Consider the following 16,552-nt stretch of genomic DNA (forward strand, 5'->3'; position numbering starts at 1 on the left):
TATAAAGCGCCTACAAGGAGAATTTTACTGTGATTAAAGAAAGCCGTCTATTCAACTTCATTAATAAAGAGAAAACCTTCGCAATTTCTTTTCTAGAAGGTCAAAAAGTTATTCATGATCTTGCACTTATTCACAGTGTCAATAATCAAGGTTTTGGATTTTTTAGAGATTGCACACTTTCAATACTACCTCTAATTAATTTTCTAAAGCCTCAAGAAAATATGGGAATCTTTATTGATTCAGACTCTCCTTACTTTCGCTACAAGTTAGAAATGAATCAGTCTGGTTTTTTTAGAACACTAATCTTCCCAGAAGAGCTCCCAACAATACCAGAAAAAATTACAGGAAAGCTTAGAACGGTAAAGCAATTTCCATATAGCAAGACTCCTTATTCGAGTATTATCAATGTTGAGAACCGCTCAATTAAAGAAATTATGAATGACTTTTTTGATAAATCATATCAAATGAAATCAAAAATTATCATTAGCGATGATAGTGACCAGGTAATGCTTGTAACGAAGCTTCCTGAAGTCAATGTAGATAAAGAAGAGATTGTCGAGTCGTTGAGCCTGAAAGACTATATCAAACAAAATGAAACAAGCTTTCATAATATTTTCAAACAAGCTCTAAATGAAGAAAGCGAAATTCAAAAAGCATTTGAAGGACTTGATTTTGATTTCTTAAAGTCGACAGAAATTAAATTCAAATGTAACTGCTCTCGCGACCGCATGGTTACAGGTGTAGCAGGCGTCGTTCGCTCAAGTGGATTTGCAGATGTATTCCACAACGATGCTTCAATTGAAACAAAATGTGATTACTGCAAAACAGCCTATTTAATCACAAAAGAAGAAGTTTCAAGTATTCTTAGCCTTCACTAAAATGGCAGAGTCGTTTCTTCTGATCTCCAGAAGAAGCGGCTGTTCAAATCAGACTCTAAGTAAATTCCACAAAAATTTTCCGCAAGTGCACCATCTGCCCAAACTGGGGCCATCAGTTGAGAATCTTTATTAGAAGCTATTGAAATTGATTTCCACTTACTATTAACTTTACGCCAATCGATGGCCTTAGGTGAAACAGAACTTACAACGATTAAGTAATCGTTTGTCGAGCTTACTTTCTTTCTTACTTGGGTCAGGAAATTATTAAGGTAAGACATATACTTTGCAAATTCTTTTGCATCCTGCTTTTTCAAAATTTTATAAAGGTCGTAGTCTACGATATTAACAAACCTACGATTAGAATCATTCATTGAATCAAAGACATGCTCAAATAGATTCATCGTATTCGAAAAACACTTTTGTCCACGACATGATTGATCACTATAAATTTCACCAACTTTATAATCACTCGACTTTTGAAAGTGAAATGCCTTGCTTTCTTTTACGGCCTTTCCACCTGAGATAAATAATCGAGTATTTTGGTAAAAATTAGCATTACACTTATTAATAGCAGCTAAGTTAGGAGATTCACCGCGATAGATAACAGAGTTACTATAGCCCGAGTTTACAAATACATCCCAAAGAGACTTTCTTTGATATTTTTCACATGTTTGGTTAGCCAAACCGTAACCGTTAATCTGCGCTAGTAATTGATCCTCAACACTTGGAGTAATCGTCATCATATTATACGACCACATTTTACCGAAACACGCATAATTTTCGAGCTCAGTCTTTGCTGTATAATTTAAGTTCTTAAAGTGCAAATAGCCCATATGCTCTTCACTTAGGCCAGGTATCTGAATAAAAATTAGGTTTTGAGGATAGTTATTAAACGAATGTTTTTTTAAGTTAATAGTATTAACTCTTGAACATGAAAAAAATATTCCGAGAAGTAATAAAAATATTAAGTTTTTTTTATCGTACATCATAATTTCCGACTCATTAAATAGGGATTCTTATGATATATTATCATATATATAGGATTGAAATTATTAAAATTAATATTCACGTTTAAAAAGTAAGCGAGGGAAGAAATGAATCAAACTCTTGATGCCGCCACGCGAGAAATTTTTTGGAATATTCCATTCTCGTTTAAGGTTGTCATGTACATTCTATTTTTTGCAGCAGTCTTTGTTATGTTCAAAGGTCTGTATCAAAAAATTCAATTTATCACTGGAAAAAAAGGTATTGATGCTATCAAGGGCCTAAAGGACCTTTTACCAGAGAAGTTAAACTGGGGATCATTCTTCAAAACAATGCTTCTTACTGGTAAAGTACCACGTTTTAGAAACGTAGCTCTTTTCCACGGTCTAATCTTTTGGGGATTTGTTATTCTATGGATTGCTACAGACCTTGTTGCAATTCACGCTGACACTCCTTTTAAAATCTACAAAGGACCTGTTTATATCGTAATCTCTTTCCTGGCCGACATGGCCGGATTAATGGTTCTTGCAGGTATTGGCCTTGCTTACAAAAGAAGATATATTGATAGACCTTCTTACCTTCAAGCAACGAGACCAAAGCAAGAATTATTTATGTACGCTATGCTTATCTGCCTTGTTGTTCTTGGATACCTAATTGAAGGTGTAAGAATCATGGGTACAGGTATGCCTGTTGGAGAAGCAACGTGGTCACCAGTTGGTTGGGCGCTAGCTTCAATCTTTACTAAGATTCCTCTTTCAGAACAGGTTTGGGCATATTCATATCGTGCAATGTGGATGGTTCACATGGCAAATACAATGCTATTTGTAGCTGCATGTGGAACAACTAAATTCTCTCACATCTTTGTACTTCCATTTGCTGCCCTAGTTACTACGCCAAGACGTGGTGCCGTACTTGAGCCAATGAACTTTGAAGATGAAACTGCTGAGACTTTCGGACTTGGGAAAATTTCAGAACTTAGTCTTAAAAATAAACTAGACCTTCTAGCTTGTGTTGAGTGTGGACGTTGTACGCAAGTATGTCCTGCTAACCTTGCAGAAAGACCTCTGGATCCTAAAAAGATTATTACAAAAGCACGTGATCTTGCTTTTGAAACGGCAGCAAAAGGTGAAACTGACGCTGACTTCTGGGAAAACTCAATATACTCATCAATTGAACTAGACTCATGTACTACTTGTGGTGCTTGTATGGAAGAGTGTCCAGCAAATATTGAGCACGTGGATATCATCATGGGTGCAAAGAGATACAAAACTCTTACACTTGGAGAGATTCCAGCTGACGCTGCAACGGCAGTTCAAAAAGTACAAATCAACGGAAACCCTTGGGGAATCTCTCAAGATGATCGTTTCAAATGGGCAGACGGTCTTGATGTTCCAGTAATCGAAGCTGGTAAAAAAGTTGATTACCTTTACTATGTTGGTTGTGCTGGTTCATACGATGCTTCTAACCAAAAGGTTGTTCAAGATACAGTTAAGCTTCTAAAGAAAGCAGGTGTTTCATTTGCTGTTATGGGGAAAACTGAAAAATGTAATGGTGACCCAATCAGACGCTTTGGTGATGAGTACTCATTCTTTGAAATTGCGATTGAAAATATTGCAAATATGAGACAATACGACTTTGATAAAGTTGTAACTCACTGTCCACACTGTCTACATACGATTGGTAAGGAATACGCTAAATTTGATGATGGTGACTTTACTACAGTTCACCACACTGAACTTCTTGCTGACCTACTACGTTCTGGGAAACTAAAACCAGAAAAGAAAGTTGAAGAAAATCTTACTTTCCATGATCCATGTTACCTTGGTCGCCACCACGGTGAATACAATGCTCCAAGAGAAATCCTAAAGGCAGCAGGTGTTGAGATCAAAGAAATGGATAAGAAAGAAGATACTGCCCTATGCTGCGGAATGGGTGGTGGTAATATGTGGTACGAAGTTGAAGCTGGTACTGATTTAGCTGCTGGACGCCTTGAGCATGTAGGTGAAAAGAAAGTTGATAAATTAGCTACGGCCTGCTCTTTCTGTATGATAAACTTTAAGGGTGGAATTAGCGAAAAAACAGGTACTGAAAACCTTGAGATTGAAGACGTTGCTTCAATCCTTGCAAAAACTATCGATTAAATCAATTATACTAGGCTCAGTTCTAGCTGGGCCTAGCTTTTTTCAAAATCAAATACTCGCCCAAAACACTCAAGAAAATCAAACTAGTTTATTAGAAACATTTGAAGAAAAGTTAAAAACTTTTCAGAGTGAAATTAACGACAAGATTCTAAATCCGCCAAGCGATAAAGTTTCGTTTAGACAAAATTTCAAAGATGAAGAAAAAATCGAGTTATCTAAGAGACAGTTAAATGCAATCCTTCTCTATAGTGAACAAGACTATAAAGAATTATTTCATGTTGATAAGTGTTCAATATATACACTCCTAAAAAATCGTCTTATTAGAATTAACAACCAACCACTTCTTAATGTTGAAGCGAGTGTAACATCAGATAGTTCGACATCAACGGCCCTAGTTCCTATTGATGCCTTTCTTGCTCATTACTACAAGAGTAATTGTCGCCTATCATTCAAGCAGTCTCGCCTCTTTGAAAAAGGTCTCTTAAAAGATACATTCACAAAGTTGACTCCAAAATTTCCTCGTAATCAAACGCAATGCCTCGATCAATACAAAGACCTAAAGAGTAATATTAATATTGATCATATCTGTAGCGTTCCTTACACCATAGAGCTAGCAGGTAAACTTGGTGAAAGATTGAGAGATAATTCACTGAGTATTTCTGAGAGAAGTTATATCAATTCTCTAAGGCGTCAATCTAAGACATATACTGATGAAATTAATGATCGTGATATTTTATACTTCAAAAACTTTTGCAGTAATCTAAGTCGTGAAGAACTATTTTGTAAAAATTATTCCAAGCAAGACTTTTGGTCTTTAATTATTAATAAACAAAAATCGCCAGATCATATTGAAGTTCGATGTCGAAATATTTTGGGTAAAACAACACCTGAAGATAAAATGGAAGAACTAGATTATTTGAAGTGTATCTCGCTCTTAAGAAATGAACCTAGCCGATGCATGACTCAAGGTCCAGCGACAGGCACAGTTCTCTATCCTATGCCTAGTTGTAACGAAATTTCTGAAACTTTAAAAATTTCGCGCCTAAAAAATAATTACAATGATTGCCCAAGGAATATTGGAAACTACGCCATCATCAATGGTGCGCGAGTTATCAAACATTTCGCGACCAACGACCTAAAGAGTAAAGACTGTGTTTTCCCATCTTATGAAAAGATCTATGGACTTTATCTAGAGTCAGGAGAAGAAGAAAAGTGGCCACTTAGTATTTGTTACAATTCTAACGATGGGAAGAAATGCTTACCTTTCATTCCAGGTAATTCAAAAGAGAATTACAATGCTTTAAACATGGTTGTTGCCAATGCTCTTTTTCAAACGAAAATTGTCACGAGTAGAATAAAGTGCGAGCAAGTGTCGAAAAAACAATTTAATCCTCTTCGCTTAAAATATAAAGCTGGTTGCTGGGTTGTTCCTCAAGAATTAGCATGCCGTTCTCAGAGTTGTAAGTACAATGTAATGATTGATAACCGTAAAGCACTAGAGATATGGAGTGAAGGATCACTCTCATTCGATTACTTTAAAACGAAGTACAACTCTTCTGATGCTGACATTCATTCACGAATTCTCTCTGTTCTAAATATTAAAGAACAAGAGATTAATTCACTAACGTCATTAAAATTCTTTTTAGATAATAAGAAGAATGGAATTATCCACGGCCAAGGGTGTGCTGAAGATATCTATCCTTCTCATTACCAACTTAGAAAAATTGGTATTTGTACACCTATGCCATTTATTATTGATGGTTATAAAGAAATTAATAACAATACCTACCTAAGCTTTAGAAGTGCACTCGATGACATTAGCTCACCACGATCTGTTTTATGGGCAAATGCTTTTACCGCACTATCACGCTACTCTACTTTAAGTCCTTTAAAGAATTGGGAGTTATATGGCCTTTACTAAAATAAATAAGCTTATAATTTCTTCTTTATTAGCAACGAGTGTTCTTTCTAAAACAGCTCTACTAGAGCTAACAACAAGACAAAATGTTCATAACTTAAAGTATGATGACTTGAACGGTATTACATTCTATCTAAAGGGAAAGAATGCTATCGCATACTCCGCAAAGAATCGCGCAAATACCGTTTTGGAGAAAAAAACTGATAGCGAGTTTGATGTTATCAAAGCAAACGAAGAACTTTATATTATAAGTGTTAAAGAAAACCACTTTAAAGATTTCTCTTATATTACAGAAGCCGAAATTTATTTTTATAATATTAAAAAGAATCAGCTCGACTTTGTTGGAAAAGGGAGCTTTCCTAAATTTCACTCTAAGAGTAATTATATTTCGTACACTAGAGAGGATGAAGGAAGTCTCTTTATAGAAATTGTAAATCTAAAGAATAATCTTGATCGTTTTTCGATCCCCCTAGTGACAAAGGATATTCTACACCTAAGTGAAGTAGAAATTTTTGATGATAGTCTTATTTATTACACAGATAAGGACCGAGAACTTAAGAGTAATATAAATATTTACAATAATCGCTCTAAAAAGAAATACCTCCTTCATCAATATGATAAAACAGATAAAATTATAAGCTTAGAAAGCTCTGATTCGAAAGTCTTCATTCTAGAATCATCTCTTGGCGAAAATCCATATATTGATCTCGTTGAGATTGAAAAAGGTCGAGTTGATTTTACGAAACGCTCTCCCCTTATCAATCTTCAAAGTGGACCAGGATACAATCTCAATATTCAGCAAAATGAGTTATTCTTTATCCTAACTTTAAAAAGCGAAAATTCGAATCTCTTTAACCAAAGAGAAATCGTTTCTTACAATTTAGAAGATAAAAAATTAAGACAAAGAACAGACTTGAATTATGTTTCAAATATCGTTCTACATAATAAATCGATCCTCGTCCCATACAAAGACAAAATTTATCTTCTAAGAAATAAGGAAGGTAAATTTAGTATTGATAAAGAGATAAAGTCGAAACTATGAAATACCTAATCACCCTTTTGTTCACATTTACTATTTTTGCCACTGCTCCTACTGAGCAAGAACTTAAGTTTTCACCTAGTCTAAGCCCAGTACTTAAAGACTTAGTAGTAGAGCTTTATATCAATAGCAAAATCAATCAAGAATATATTGTCGAATTTAGTAAAAATCTTACTTCACCTATTGATAATGATTTTATCGAATTAATCATATTAAATTCAATATTGAATACGAGACTTAGCAAGAAGTATGAGCATATCAATATTTCTCAAAAACTTTATAACGAAATCGATCAAAATATAAAGTCGATAGAAACAACACTTCCATTTTCAAAATATATTTCAAATAAAATTTTAAAAGATATTGGTGAGTTATTAACAAATAGAAATTTAAGAGAATACAACAACTATATAAAAAATCGTGATGTAAAGATCTCTCCTGAACTAAAAGAGTTTATGAATCGTATTAGTTATCTTCAATACTGGATAGATACTTTAAGAAAACCTAGCTCTCTTCGTAACGCGACTTTACTAGACACAAACCTAGAAATCTTAAACTCACTAAATCGTAACTTAAGCATAACTGCCTCTTCACATAAGAAAGAAAATGATATCTCTTATATTTCAATAAATGACATTGATCTCATTAAGGCCAGAAGACAAGTTGATCAACTTCTCTTCAATAACGCGCCCGACAAAGACCCCGATTACAAGGCCCCGCAAGAGCTTCCTGAGCCTGTCGAAAACTGGGAATAAGCTTAAAGTTGACGTGTACTTTTTGGGGATTTCAACTATTTACCCATCTATTTTTAAAAGAAATAACGTGTATCCTATGATATATAATTTCAATTAGTTAAATCGAAAAAAGGAAGAAATTGTGACAAGAAATTTCGATGAGCTACCTAAGACATATAGCTCAAATGATGTAGAGAAGAAGTGGTACCAAAAATGGGAAAATGAGAAATACTTTGCTCCTAAAGCAGGAAAGACTGGTGAGTCTTTTTGCGTCATCATGCCACCTCCAAACGTCACAGGAATTCTTCACGCAGGTCACGCTCTTGATATCACTACTCAAGATGCCCTAATTCGTTTTAAAAGAATGAAAGGTTATGAGACTCTTTTCCTTCCAGGTATGGATCACGCAGGTATTGCAACTCAATCAAAAGTTGAGGAGCTAATTTGGAATGAAGAAAAGAAAACTAAGCACGACTACTCTCGTGAAGACTTCTTAAAGAAGATCTGGGAGTGGAAAGAGCAATACGGTGGCGTTATCGCTAACCAACAAAGAGTTATGGGTGCAAGTTGTGACTGGGATTACTCAATGTTTACAATGGATCCAGAAGCGAACGAAGCCGTACGACGCGCTTTCGTAACTCTTTATAATGAAGGTCTAATTTATCAATCAGACTATATTGTTAACTGGGACCCAAAACTTCAATCAGCTATTTCTGATGCAGAAGTTGATCACAAAGAAGTTAGCGGTGCCTTCTATCACATCCTCTACTCTGTTAAAGATAGTGATATTAAATTAGAAGTTGCAACAACAAGACCTGAAACACTACTTGGAGATACGGCCGTTGCTGTTAATCCAAATGATGAAAGATTTGCTCACCTTATAGGTAAGAAAGCAATCGTTCCACTATGTAACCGTGAAGTACCAATCGTTGGTGACGAGCACGTTGATATTGAAAAAGGAACAGGTTGTCTTAAAGTTACTCCAGGGCACGACTTCAATGACTTTGAAATTGGAAAGAGACACAATCTTGAAATCATTAATATCCTAAACCTAGACGGTACTCTTAATGAGCACGGTCTTGAGTGGCAAGGACTTCCTTGTAAGAAAGCTCGTAAGGGTGTTATTGAAAAATTAAAAGAACTAGAACTATTTGTAAAAGAAGAAAAACATGTGCACCAAGTTGGTCACGGTGAAAGATCTGGTGTTGTTATTGAGCCAATGATCTCTAAACAATGGTTCGTAAACGTTACAGATATGGCGGCAGAAGCCGTTGCAAAAGTAGAAGATGATACAACTCGTTTCTACCCGAAGGGATGGGAGAATACTTACTTCTCGTGGTTACGTGAACCAAAGAACTGGTGTGTATCTCGTCAACTTCTATGGGGACACAGAATTCCAGTATTTACTTGTACAACTTGTGATCACCAATGGGCCGATGAAGCTCTAGAGCCAGATGCATGTCCAAAGTGTAGTGCAAAAGAATACACTCAAGACCCTGACGTTCTTGATACTTGGTTCTCATCGGGACTATGGCCAATGTCGACACTAGGTTGGCCAAATAAGGAAAGAATGGAGCAGAGAGGATTTGATAAGTTCTACCCGACTTCTGTTCTAATTACAGGTTTCGATATTATCTTCTTCTGGGTTGCTAGAATGATGATGATGGGAACTAAATTCTCTAACCAAGTTCCATTCGATAAGGTTTATATTCACGCAATCGTTAGAGATAAGCTCGGTCGTAAGATGAGTAAGTCTCTTGGTAACGGTATTGATCCTCTAGAGATGGTAGAGCAATATGGTGCAGACGCATTCCGTTTTACTCTAGCTGCTGGTTCAGGTTATAACCGTGCTATCAACCTAGACCCTGAAAGAATCGCTGGTTACAGAAACTTCATTAATAAGATTTGGAATGCTTTCCGTTTCATCTCACCATTCTTAGAGCTTGCTGAAAAAGATCTTCCTACAAATCTTGATGATCAAGAAAAATGGATTCTATCAGAGCTTAACGATACGACTAAAATTGTTAATGAGTCTCTCGATGCTTTCCGCTACGATGACGCTTGTTCTGAAGTGTACTCATTCGTATACGACAAATTCTGTTCTTGGTTTATCGAACTTTCAAAAAACACACTTAACGGTGAAGACGAAGCTGCCAAAGTTCAAAGAGCGACTGTTCTTAAATACTGTTTTAGAAAAATTACTGCTCTTCTACACCCAATTACTCCTTTCATTACAGAAGAGCTTTGGGGTTATTTAAAAGAAGATAGCGAAGATCTACTAATCTCAGCTGAATATCCTGAATACGATGCAGCTCTTAACTACCCTAGTGAACAAGTTAAGATGAATAAGTTTATTGAAGTTGTTTCAGGAATTCGCTTCCTAAGACAATCAGTCAATATCAAACCTAAAGATGAAGTTGAAGTTGCACTTTTAACTGATGATGAAGAAGCATCTTCGTACTTTGCCGACAATATGGCAGGAATGCAAGATCTTGCTCGTGCAAAAGATGTAACAATAGCAGCTAAGTCTAGTGATAATCCTAAAAAGTGCATTATGAAGGCAACGACTCACACTGATATCTTTTTAAAACTTGATGGAGTCATTGATCTTGATGCTCAAATCAAACGTCTTGAAAAAGACTTTGATAAGACTCAAAAAGAATTTGAAAAAATTGGTAAGAAACTTAATAACGAAAAATTCATGGCCAATGCACCAGAAGAAGTTGTTGTTGAGGTAAGACAAAAAGCAAGTGAGTTTGAAGAGAAGCTAAATTCACTTAAAGAACAAATCGAACAATTCAAAGCATAATAAGAAGGCCCTCGACGAGGGCCTTTTTTTATAGATCAAAGTAAAAATATTCTTCTTGGTAAATCTCTCCATTAAACTCAAATGGAGACTCCTTTAAAACCTTGCCACCATTTTTTATAAAGAAACCTTTTGAGGGATTGTTTTTAAAAGTACACAAATAGAAACAATCGTAGCCACGATTTTTAAAATCTTTTAAGACAGCATCAAATAGCTTTTGCCCCATTCCTGCTTTTTGATATTTCTTTAAAATATAAAAATCATAGATTTCACCAGGGATACCATGTTCATGCTCACGAGCAGGTCCGTAATCAATAAAGCCAACAACATCTCCATCAGGAGCATGGAAAACAAATGTTCCCCCTTCTGTTGGACGACGAGGAATTTTTCTTTCCCAATTTTGTTGTATATCAGAATACTTTAATGAATAGAGATAGTCTTTAGACAGAATGCCTTTGTAATTTTCCCAAAAACAATCCACATAGATTCGGGCCAACGACTTTATATCTTCCACTTCTACTGAAACGATTTCAAAAGGTGCAAATGTAAGATCTTTTGCGGCCACCATAGATTTATTTTAGCAACAATCGAGCGGCCTCGCAAATAAGGCATTTTTACGTCTATGGAACAAGTCTAAGTGACTGATAATTAACTATATAGTCTTCTAAATCCGGAAAAGTTTTAAGTTGAATTAACTCACTGATACCATAAGAGAGTAATGTAGAACCACTAAAACATAGGCGACCAATTGTCTCCGGCATGTGCTTCCATTCAGGTATTGTAAGCTCTTCGTCTCCAACGAGTAAGGCCAATTGTCCTCGGTTACGGCTCATTTGCGCTGTTGCTAGTGATTTGGTTATAACTGCATCAAATTCATCAATTCGACGACGAAGTATATTTGGTGATTCACTAAATAAACTAATTCTTTTACTTACCTTAACCCCATCATAACCTTCCACTGATTCACTTGGAATATAACCATGAAGCTTTAAAGTTGGTAAACATTCAGCAAGAAAATTCATTCTTTCAACAAATTCAACATCATACTTATGTGGATAACAGATAAATATATTTGAAATTCTCTGATGTGTGAAAGCGTGGTCGATATTAGCATTCTTAAAGTTTCCTTCTACCGCCCTTAATGCACTCATTTTCTTTTCATCTAAATATTCACCGCTATATTCAGGTAGTGATACTTGATAAAAAAAGCTCTTTGGTCCACCTTGTAAACCAATCTTTACATTGGCCCTAAAGGCCAAGCCAAGAACAGCAGAGTACATATCATTCACATAATCAATATAGTAATCAGTATTAAAAACTTCATGTAAATTTGCTGCAAACTTATGTGCTGCAAACATTGATTCAGTTTCTTTCTTTGAAATTGAGTAGGCCCAACACCTTTCAGGTAACCAGAAGTCATCAATCTGAGTTGCATCTGTGTAAACAATTGCAACTTGATTGTCCTCGTGCTCATTAATAATGGCATTTACAACAGGAAGGATTGAAGCTATTTCTGCTTCATCTCCCTTAACCCTTAGTAGGAACTTCTTCACTTGAAGCTATCTCCTTAACTCTTAGTTCACAATAGATAACTGTGAAGAACACAACAGCTAAAGGAAGAAAGAATAAGTTTAGTAAAGGTATTGATATAAGAATCATAAAACCAACTCCACCTAGTAAATAAGGTAGAAAGCCTGACTTAATATCACCAACACATTCTGCAAAAGTTAGGTTATTTCTTGACCATGAATAATCAATAAATGAAATAGCGAGAATTAATCCCCCTAATACAAATGTGATTGGAGGAAAAAAGAAGCCTATACCAATGTTGATAATTGATAAAACGACAATAACACCAATCTTCTTTAATTCATTCATAAGAATACTTGGTAGTCGTTTCATCGTTTGCGTAAAAGTATCAGTGCTCTCTTTTTGAAGCTTATAAATCATCTCAACTCTTGAACTGAGCATATCATTAAAAGGTGAAGCAATGACTGAGACAACGATAAAGAACGTCCAGTTAATAATTACTCCTAAAAGAATAATGAGAACTCCTGAAAATACAGTGCTCACCCAACCCTGCTCAGGGTACTTTTCATTTATATATCCATGCCCCCAAGCGGAAACTTCGCTAAAGGCATAATGTCCCAAAGAGTAATAAAGGATGAAACCAATTAGAACCGGACAAAGTGCAATTAAAATAATTTTCTTATCTGCCTTTAAGATATTCATTGAACGAAAAAAGAAATATGGAAGCTTTCCAATCATTACTACTCCATTTAATTTTGAACTGGAAATTTAAAAGTTTTTAACTTTGAAAAGTCATTTAAAGTAGGCTTTTGCGGAATGGCCTTCACAATACTTTTTAAATTTTGCCAGTCTAAGTATCTATCCATTATATCCGACTCCACATGATTTTTTTCAATGAAGTCAATTTTACCTTTGGCCTTATTGACCATCCCACTTGCTCCATTAAGATTGTCATCCTCATGATGATATAGTGCAGTGGCCAGTTGAATAACAACCCAATACACATAACGCGCATTGTCTCCCATTGCATCCATCCACAGGTCTTCGACAACCTCATGACACATCCAGTAATGACCAGTATTAAATAAGTTAAGTCCCTCTTGAATAAGCTCGAGGTGTTCAGTTGTAAATTGTCCAAAGTGATAATTACTCATAATACAGTAAGTCTAATTCATCTCGGCCCTATATACATGATGCAACGACCAAAACTATTCAATCGGCCATAAAAACGATAGAATTTCTCAAATTTAATTTAACTAAAATATGAAACAGGAAGAGTGATGCATCATAAAGATCTCGTACCAGAGTACTTAAAAAAGCTACAAGTATACCAGGCCGGTAAACCAATTGATGAAGTAGTTAGAGAAAAGGGACTGACAAAAGTTTCAAAACTAGCTTCAAATGAAAACCCACTAGGGCCATCACCTTTTGCAATTCGTGAAATGACTCGTGGTCTTTGGGACCTACATCGCTATCCAGATATGCATGCTTATGCACTAAAGTCTAAGCTAGCTGAAATGTATGATCTTAAACTTGAGAATATTATCTTAGGAAATGGATCTGAAGGAATCATGGCATATATTGCTCGTGCATTTCTTAAGCCTGAAGATGAGGTCTTAACTTGTGACAACACGTTCATTGGTTTCTATATTCTAGCTCGAAGTGTTGGAGCAAAGCTTAACAAAGTTCCTCTTACTAAAGATTATCGCTTTGATGTAAAAGCTCTTGCAGATAACATTACTGAGAAGACAAAAGTTATCTATATTGCAAATCCAAATAATCCAACAGGTACATATATTACAAAAGAAGAGTTCGACTACCTTATGAAGTACGTTCCTTCTCACGTTCTTGTTATTCTAGATGAAGCATATTTTGAATTTGCCCAAGAACAAGATGATTATCCAGATTCTATGAACTATCGCTATGATAATGTTCTAACTCTTAGAACTTTTTCTAAAGCTTATGGCCTATCTGGTATTCGAGTTGGATATGGCTTTGGACATCCGGAACTTATTGGATACTTAACAAAAGTAAAACTTCCATTTGAGCCAAATCTTATCGGACAACTTGGTGCCGTTGGAGCTCTCGAAGATCGTCCACATCTTGAACGTACGCTTAGAAATAATCGAAAGCGTTATGACGAACTAATGGAATACTTAACTAATAGAGACTTCAATCCAATTAAATCTGTAACAAACTTTGTTACATTTAAAACAGGAAGTAGTGAAGCTAGTGACTTCATGTTTGAGGAACTTTTAAACGAAGGCGTTATCATTAGAAAGCTAGTTGCAAATGAAATGCCTGAATATGTACGTATTAGTATAGGAACAAAGGATGAAATGTATCACTTCTATGAAGCTTTCGATCGTATTCTTCCTGCATATAATAAAAGATTCAGAAAGGATTTAGCATGAAAATCTGCCAATATGTAAATCATGGAACTCATCGTCCAGAACCAAGACTAGGTATTTTATTAGATAATGGACTAGTTATTGATCCAAATAACGTTTGGGCATGTGACTATGAAAGAGAAGGATATTTTAACTTTTGGCAAAGAGCAAATCACACTTGCCCTCCTTCCCTTTTACAAATTCTTCAAACAAAAGATGATCCTATCGACTTTCTTGGTGAATGTTACGGACTATATTTATTCTTAGAAAAAGTTGGAGATCTAACTCTTAAAGATGGGACTCCAATTGCATTTAAGTCTGATGAAATTAATTTAAAAACACCAATAGATAAAATCCCTAACTATCGCGACTTCTATGCACATGAAAAACATGTAGCGGCTGGATTCAAAAAAAGAAACGAGGCAATTCCTGAAGCATGGTATGAAATTCCTGCATACTATAAAGGACCGACTCATGGATTTATTGGACACAACCAAGAAGTCTTATGGCCACATTACACTAACATTCTTGATTACGAATTAGAGCTAGGAATGGTCATTGCTAAAGATGGTATCAATATTCGCGAAGAAGATGCAAAAGATCACATTTTTGGATTCACAATTCTAAATGATATTTCAGCTCGTGATATTCAAAAGAAAGAAATGGCCGTACGTCTAGGCCCTGCAAAAGGAAAAGACTTCTGTTCAGTAATTGGACCAGTTATTACAACATTTGATGAGTTTGATTTTAAAGAACCAAATCTTAAAATGACTGCAACTGTAAATGGTGAAAAATGGTCAGAAGGTTTTTCTGGTGATTCTCACTATACTTGGGCACAAATGATAGCTCACGTCTCTCAAGATGAATGGGTATTATCAGGGGATCTTTTCGGTTCAGGAACAGTTGGTACTGGTTGTGGTCTAGAGATCGATCGCTGGCTAAAACCAGGTGATGAAATCACTCTTGAAGTTGAAGGTATTGGAAAGCTAACTAATAAAATAGGACCAAAAAGAGGTACTAAGTAATGGCAACGGATAATAAAATGGAAAGCTTTAAAGCAAGTGGTGTATACACAAAGCAAGCTCATGTTGATATTCCAGAAGGTTTATACGAAGAAGAACACGGACGTAATGGTTTCTTTGGTCGTGTAAGTCAACTCTATCATACTCAACCTCCAGTTAACTGGACTGATATTTCGGGTGATTTAAAACCAAAAAATCTTCCTTCACTTTTTAGTCATAAAGACCTACAAGATGATTTTCGTGCAATCCTAACAAATAATGATTGTGAACTAAGTCTTGGCCATTTAACAAAGTCACTTGATTATTTCTTAAGAAATGCCGACTTTGATGAGCTCTACTTTGTTCACGAAGGTAGCGGTACTTTTGAAACAATCTATGGTTATGTTCCATTTGTTAAAGGTGACTATATTGTCATCCCTCGTGGAACAACATATACAATTAAAATCTCTCAAGCTGCCAAGTTCTTTCAAGTTGAATCTCGATCTGAATTTGAAGAACCATCTCGTGGACTTCTAGGCCCTAACGCTCTCTATGACCAAACAGCAAAGTTCACTCCAGAAGCAGCTCTGGGCTCTGATCAAGATTGGCCGGAGTATAAAGTTAGAGTAAAAAGGCTTGGAGAGATTACAACAATCACCTATCCATTTAACCCACTTACTGCAAAAGGATGGAAGGGATCTGTCTACCCATGGAAGATTTCTATTTATGATATCTGCCCTATTATGAGTCATCGCTACCATGTTCCTCCATCGGGACACACAACGTTCGTAGCAAAGAACTTTGTTGTTTGCTCATTTGTTGAAAGACCTCTTGAGGATAAGAAACATAAAGTTTTAAAAGTTCCTTTCTATCATTCAAATATTGATTTTGACGAAGTACTTTTCTATCACCAAGGAAACTTCTTCTCTCGCGATAATATCGATGCAGGTGCTTTAACATTCCACCCTCAAGGTGTTCACCATGGGCCACACCCAAAGGCCTTTCAAGCTGGTGAAGATAAACTATATACTGATGAGTATGCTGTTATGGTTGATACTCGCTATCCTTTAAAACCAACTAAATGGTTTGAAGAAAATGAAAACAAAGACTACTGGAAAAGCTGGATGTAAT

At 35.7% G+C, this 16,552-nt stretch carries 14 protein-coding genes; 9 read left to right on the plus strand and 5 right to left on the minus strand.

What is annotated here, in order from left to right; all coding sequences use genetic code 11:
* Positions 1-29 precede the first annotated feature (29 nt).
* Positions 30-878 (plus strand): Hsp33 family molecular chaperone HslO, encoded by an 849-nt coding sequence (locus ACMAYS_RS13630; RefSeq protein ID WP_392993608.1) that lies wholly within the window; start codon positions 30-32, stop codon positions 876-878.
* Here the strand turns inward: ACMAYS_RS13630 and ACMAYS_RS13635 are convergent.
* Positions 875-1,711, minus strand: a complete 837-nt coding sequence (locus tag ACMAYS_RS13635) for a hypothetical protein (protein WP_146037826.1) — start codon at positions 1,709-1,711, stop codon at positions 875-877. The genes ACMAYS_RS13630 and ACMAYS_RS13635 overlap by 4 nt on opposite strands.
* 261 nt (positions 1,712-1,972) lie before the next feature.
* Here ACMAYS_RS13635 and ACMAYS_RS13640 point away from each other — a divergent pair, with 261 nt between their 5' ends.
* The 5 genes from ACMAYS_RS13640 to ACMAYS_RS13660 all read left to right on the plus strand — a co-directional run bounded on the left by ACMAYS_RS13640 (position 1,973) and on the right by ACMAYS_RS13660 (position 10,503).
* A complete protein-coding gene (locus ACMAYS_RS13640; protein ID WP_412463459.1) occupies positions 1,973-4,003 on the plus strand; it encodes a heterodisulfide reductase-related iron-sulfur binding cluster in 2,031 nt (676 codons plus the stop codon).
* On the plus strand, positions 3,963-5,924 hold the full coding sequence (locus ACMAYS_RS13645; RefSeq protein ID WP_412463460.1) for a hypothetical protein: 1,962 nt from the start codon (positions 3,963-3,965) through the stop codon (positions 5,922-5,924). The genes ACMAYS_RS13640 and ACMAYS_RS13645 overlap by 41 nt, the downstream gene beginning before the upstream one ends.
* A complete protein-coding gene (locus tag ACMAYS_RS13650) occupies positions 5,911-6,963 on the plus strand; it encodes a hypothetical protein (RefSeq protein WP_103217601.1) in 1,053 nt (350 codons plus the stop codon). Before ACMAYS_RS13645 ends, ACMAYS_RS13650 begins: the two co-directional genes overlap by 14 nt.
* A complete protein-coding gene (locus tag ACMAYS_RS13655; RefSeq protein WP_412463461.1) occupies positions 6,960-7,715 on the plus strand; it encodes a hypothetical protein in 756 nt (251 codons plus the stop codon). The genes ACMAYS_RS13650 and ACMAYS_RS13655 overlap by 4 nt, the downstream gene beginning before the upstream one ends.
* A 121-nt stretch (positions 7,716-7,836) precedes the next feature.
* Positions 7,837-10,503, plus strand: coding sequence for a valine--tRNA ligase (locus ACMAYS_RS13660; protein WP_412463462.1), 2,667 nt, complete (start codon positions 7,837-7,839; stop codon positions 10,501-10,503).
* Between the two features lie 28 nt (positions 10,504-10,531).
* On the opposite strand, the gene ACMAYS_RS13665 is transcribed toward ACMAYS_RS13660, so the two are convergent.
* From ACMAYS_RS13665 to ACMAYS_RS13680, 4 genes are read right to left on the minus strand one after another with little or no spacing between them, the layout of a single operon-like run.
* A complete protein-coding gene (locus ACMAYS_RS13665) occupies positions 10,532-11,068 on the minus strand; it encodes a GNAT family N-acetyltransferase (protein ID WP_103217598.1) in 537 nt (178 codons plus the stop codon).
* 52 nt (positions 11,069-11,120) lie between these two features.
* Complete coding sequence (locus ACMAYS_RS13670) at positions 11,121-12,053, minus strand: hypothetical protein (RefSeq protein ID WP_412463463.1); 933 nt, start codon at positions 12,051-12,053, stop codon at positions 11,121-11,123.
* Positions 12,028-12,768 (minus strand): EI24 domain-containing protein, encoded by a 741-nt coding sequence (locus ACMAYS_RS13675; protein ID WP_103217596.1) that lies wholly within the window; start codon positions 12,766-12,768, stop codon positions 12,028-12,030. Before ACMAYS_RS13675 ends, ACMAYS_RS13670 begins: the two co-directional genes overlap by 26 nt.
* 11 nt (positions 12,769-12,779) lie before the next feature.
* On the minus strand, positions 12,780-13,184 hold the full coding sequence (locus ACMAYS_RS13680) for a DUF309 domain-containing protein (RefSeq protein ID WP_103217595.1): 405 nt from the start codon (positions 13,182-13,184) through the stop codon (positions 12,780-12,782).
* A 126-nt stretch (positions 13,185-13,310) separates the two neighbouring features.
* Here ACMAYS_RS13680 and hisC point away from each other — a divergent pair, with 126 nt between their 5' ends.
* The 3 genes from hisC to ACMAYS_RS13695 are packed head-to-tail and all read left to right on the plus strand — an operon-like array spanning position 13,311 to position 16,551.
* Positions 13,311-14,444 (plus strand): histidinol-phosphate transaminase, encoded by a 1,134-nt coding sequence (gene hisC, locus ACMAYS_RS13685; protein WP_103217594.1) that lies wholly within the window; start codon positions 13,311-13,313, stop codon positions 14,442-14,444.
* On the plus strand, positions 14,441-15,445 hold the full coding sequence (locus tag ACMAYS_RS13690; RefSeq protein WP_103217593.1) for a fumarylacetoacetate hydrolase family protein: 1,005 nt from the start codon (positions 14,441-14,443) through the stop codon (positions 15,443-15,445). The genes hisC and ACMAYS_RS13690 overlap by 4 nt, the downstream gene beginning before the upstream one ends.
* A complete protein-coding gene (locus ACMAYS_RS13695) occupies positions 15,445-16,551 on the plus strand; it encodes a homogentisate 1,2-dioxygenase (protein WP_392993625.1) in 1,107 nt (368 codons plus the stop codon). The genes ACMAYS_RS13690 and ACMAYS_RS13695 overlap by 1 nt, the downstream gene beginning before the upstream one ends.
* Position 16,552: the final 1 nt, after the last annotated feature.

Origin of the sequence: Halobacteriovorax sp. RT-2-6 (genome assembly GCF_047085025.1) — a bacterium.
Classification (GTDB): Bacteria; Bdellovibrionota; Bacteriovoracia; order Bacteriovoracales; family Bacteriovoracaceae; genus Halobacteriovorax_A.

Coding starts and splice junctions, on each gene's coding strand:
- ACMAYS_RS13635 (WP_146037826.1), bottom strand. CDS start 1,711: ATGGGCTATTTGCACTTTAAGAACTTAAATTATACAGCAAAGACTGAG.
- ACMAYS_RS13640 (WP_412463459.1), top strand. CDS start 1,973: ATGAATCAAACTCTTGATGCCGCCACGCGAGAAATTTTTTGGAATATT.
- ACMAYS_RS13650 (WP_103217601.1), top strand. CDS start 5,911: ATGGCCTTTACTAAAATAAATAAGCTTATAATTTCTTCTTTATTAGCA.
- ACMAYS_RS13655 (WP_412463461.1), top strand. CDS start 6,960: ATGAAATACCTAATCACCCTTTTGTTCACATTTACTATTTTTGCCACT.
- ACMAYS_RS13665 (WP_103217598.1), bottom strand. CDS start 11,068: ATGGTGGCCGCAAAAGATCTTACATTTGCACCTTTTGAAATCGTTTCA.
- ACMAYS_RS13675 (WP_103217596.1), bottom strand. CDS start 12,768: ATGATTGGAAAGCTTCCATATTTCTTTTTTCGTTCAATGAATATCTTA.
- ACMAYS_RS13680 (WP_103217595.1), bottom strand. CDS start 13,184: ATGAGTAATTATCACTTTGGACAATTTACAACTGAACACCTCGAGCTT.
- hisC (WP_103217594.1), top strand. CDS start 13,311: ATGCATCATAAAGATCTCGTACCAGAGTACTTAAAAAAGCTACAAGTA.
- ACMAYS_RS13690 (WP_103217593.1), top strand. CDS start 14,441: ATGAAAATCTGCCAATATGTAAATCATGGAACTCATCGTCCAGAACCA.
- ACMAYS_RS13695 (WP_392993625.1), top strand. CDS start 15,445: ATGGCAACGGATAATAAAATGGAAAGCTTTAAAGCAAGTGGTGTATAC.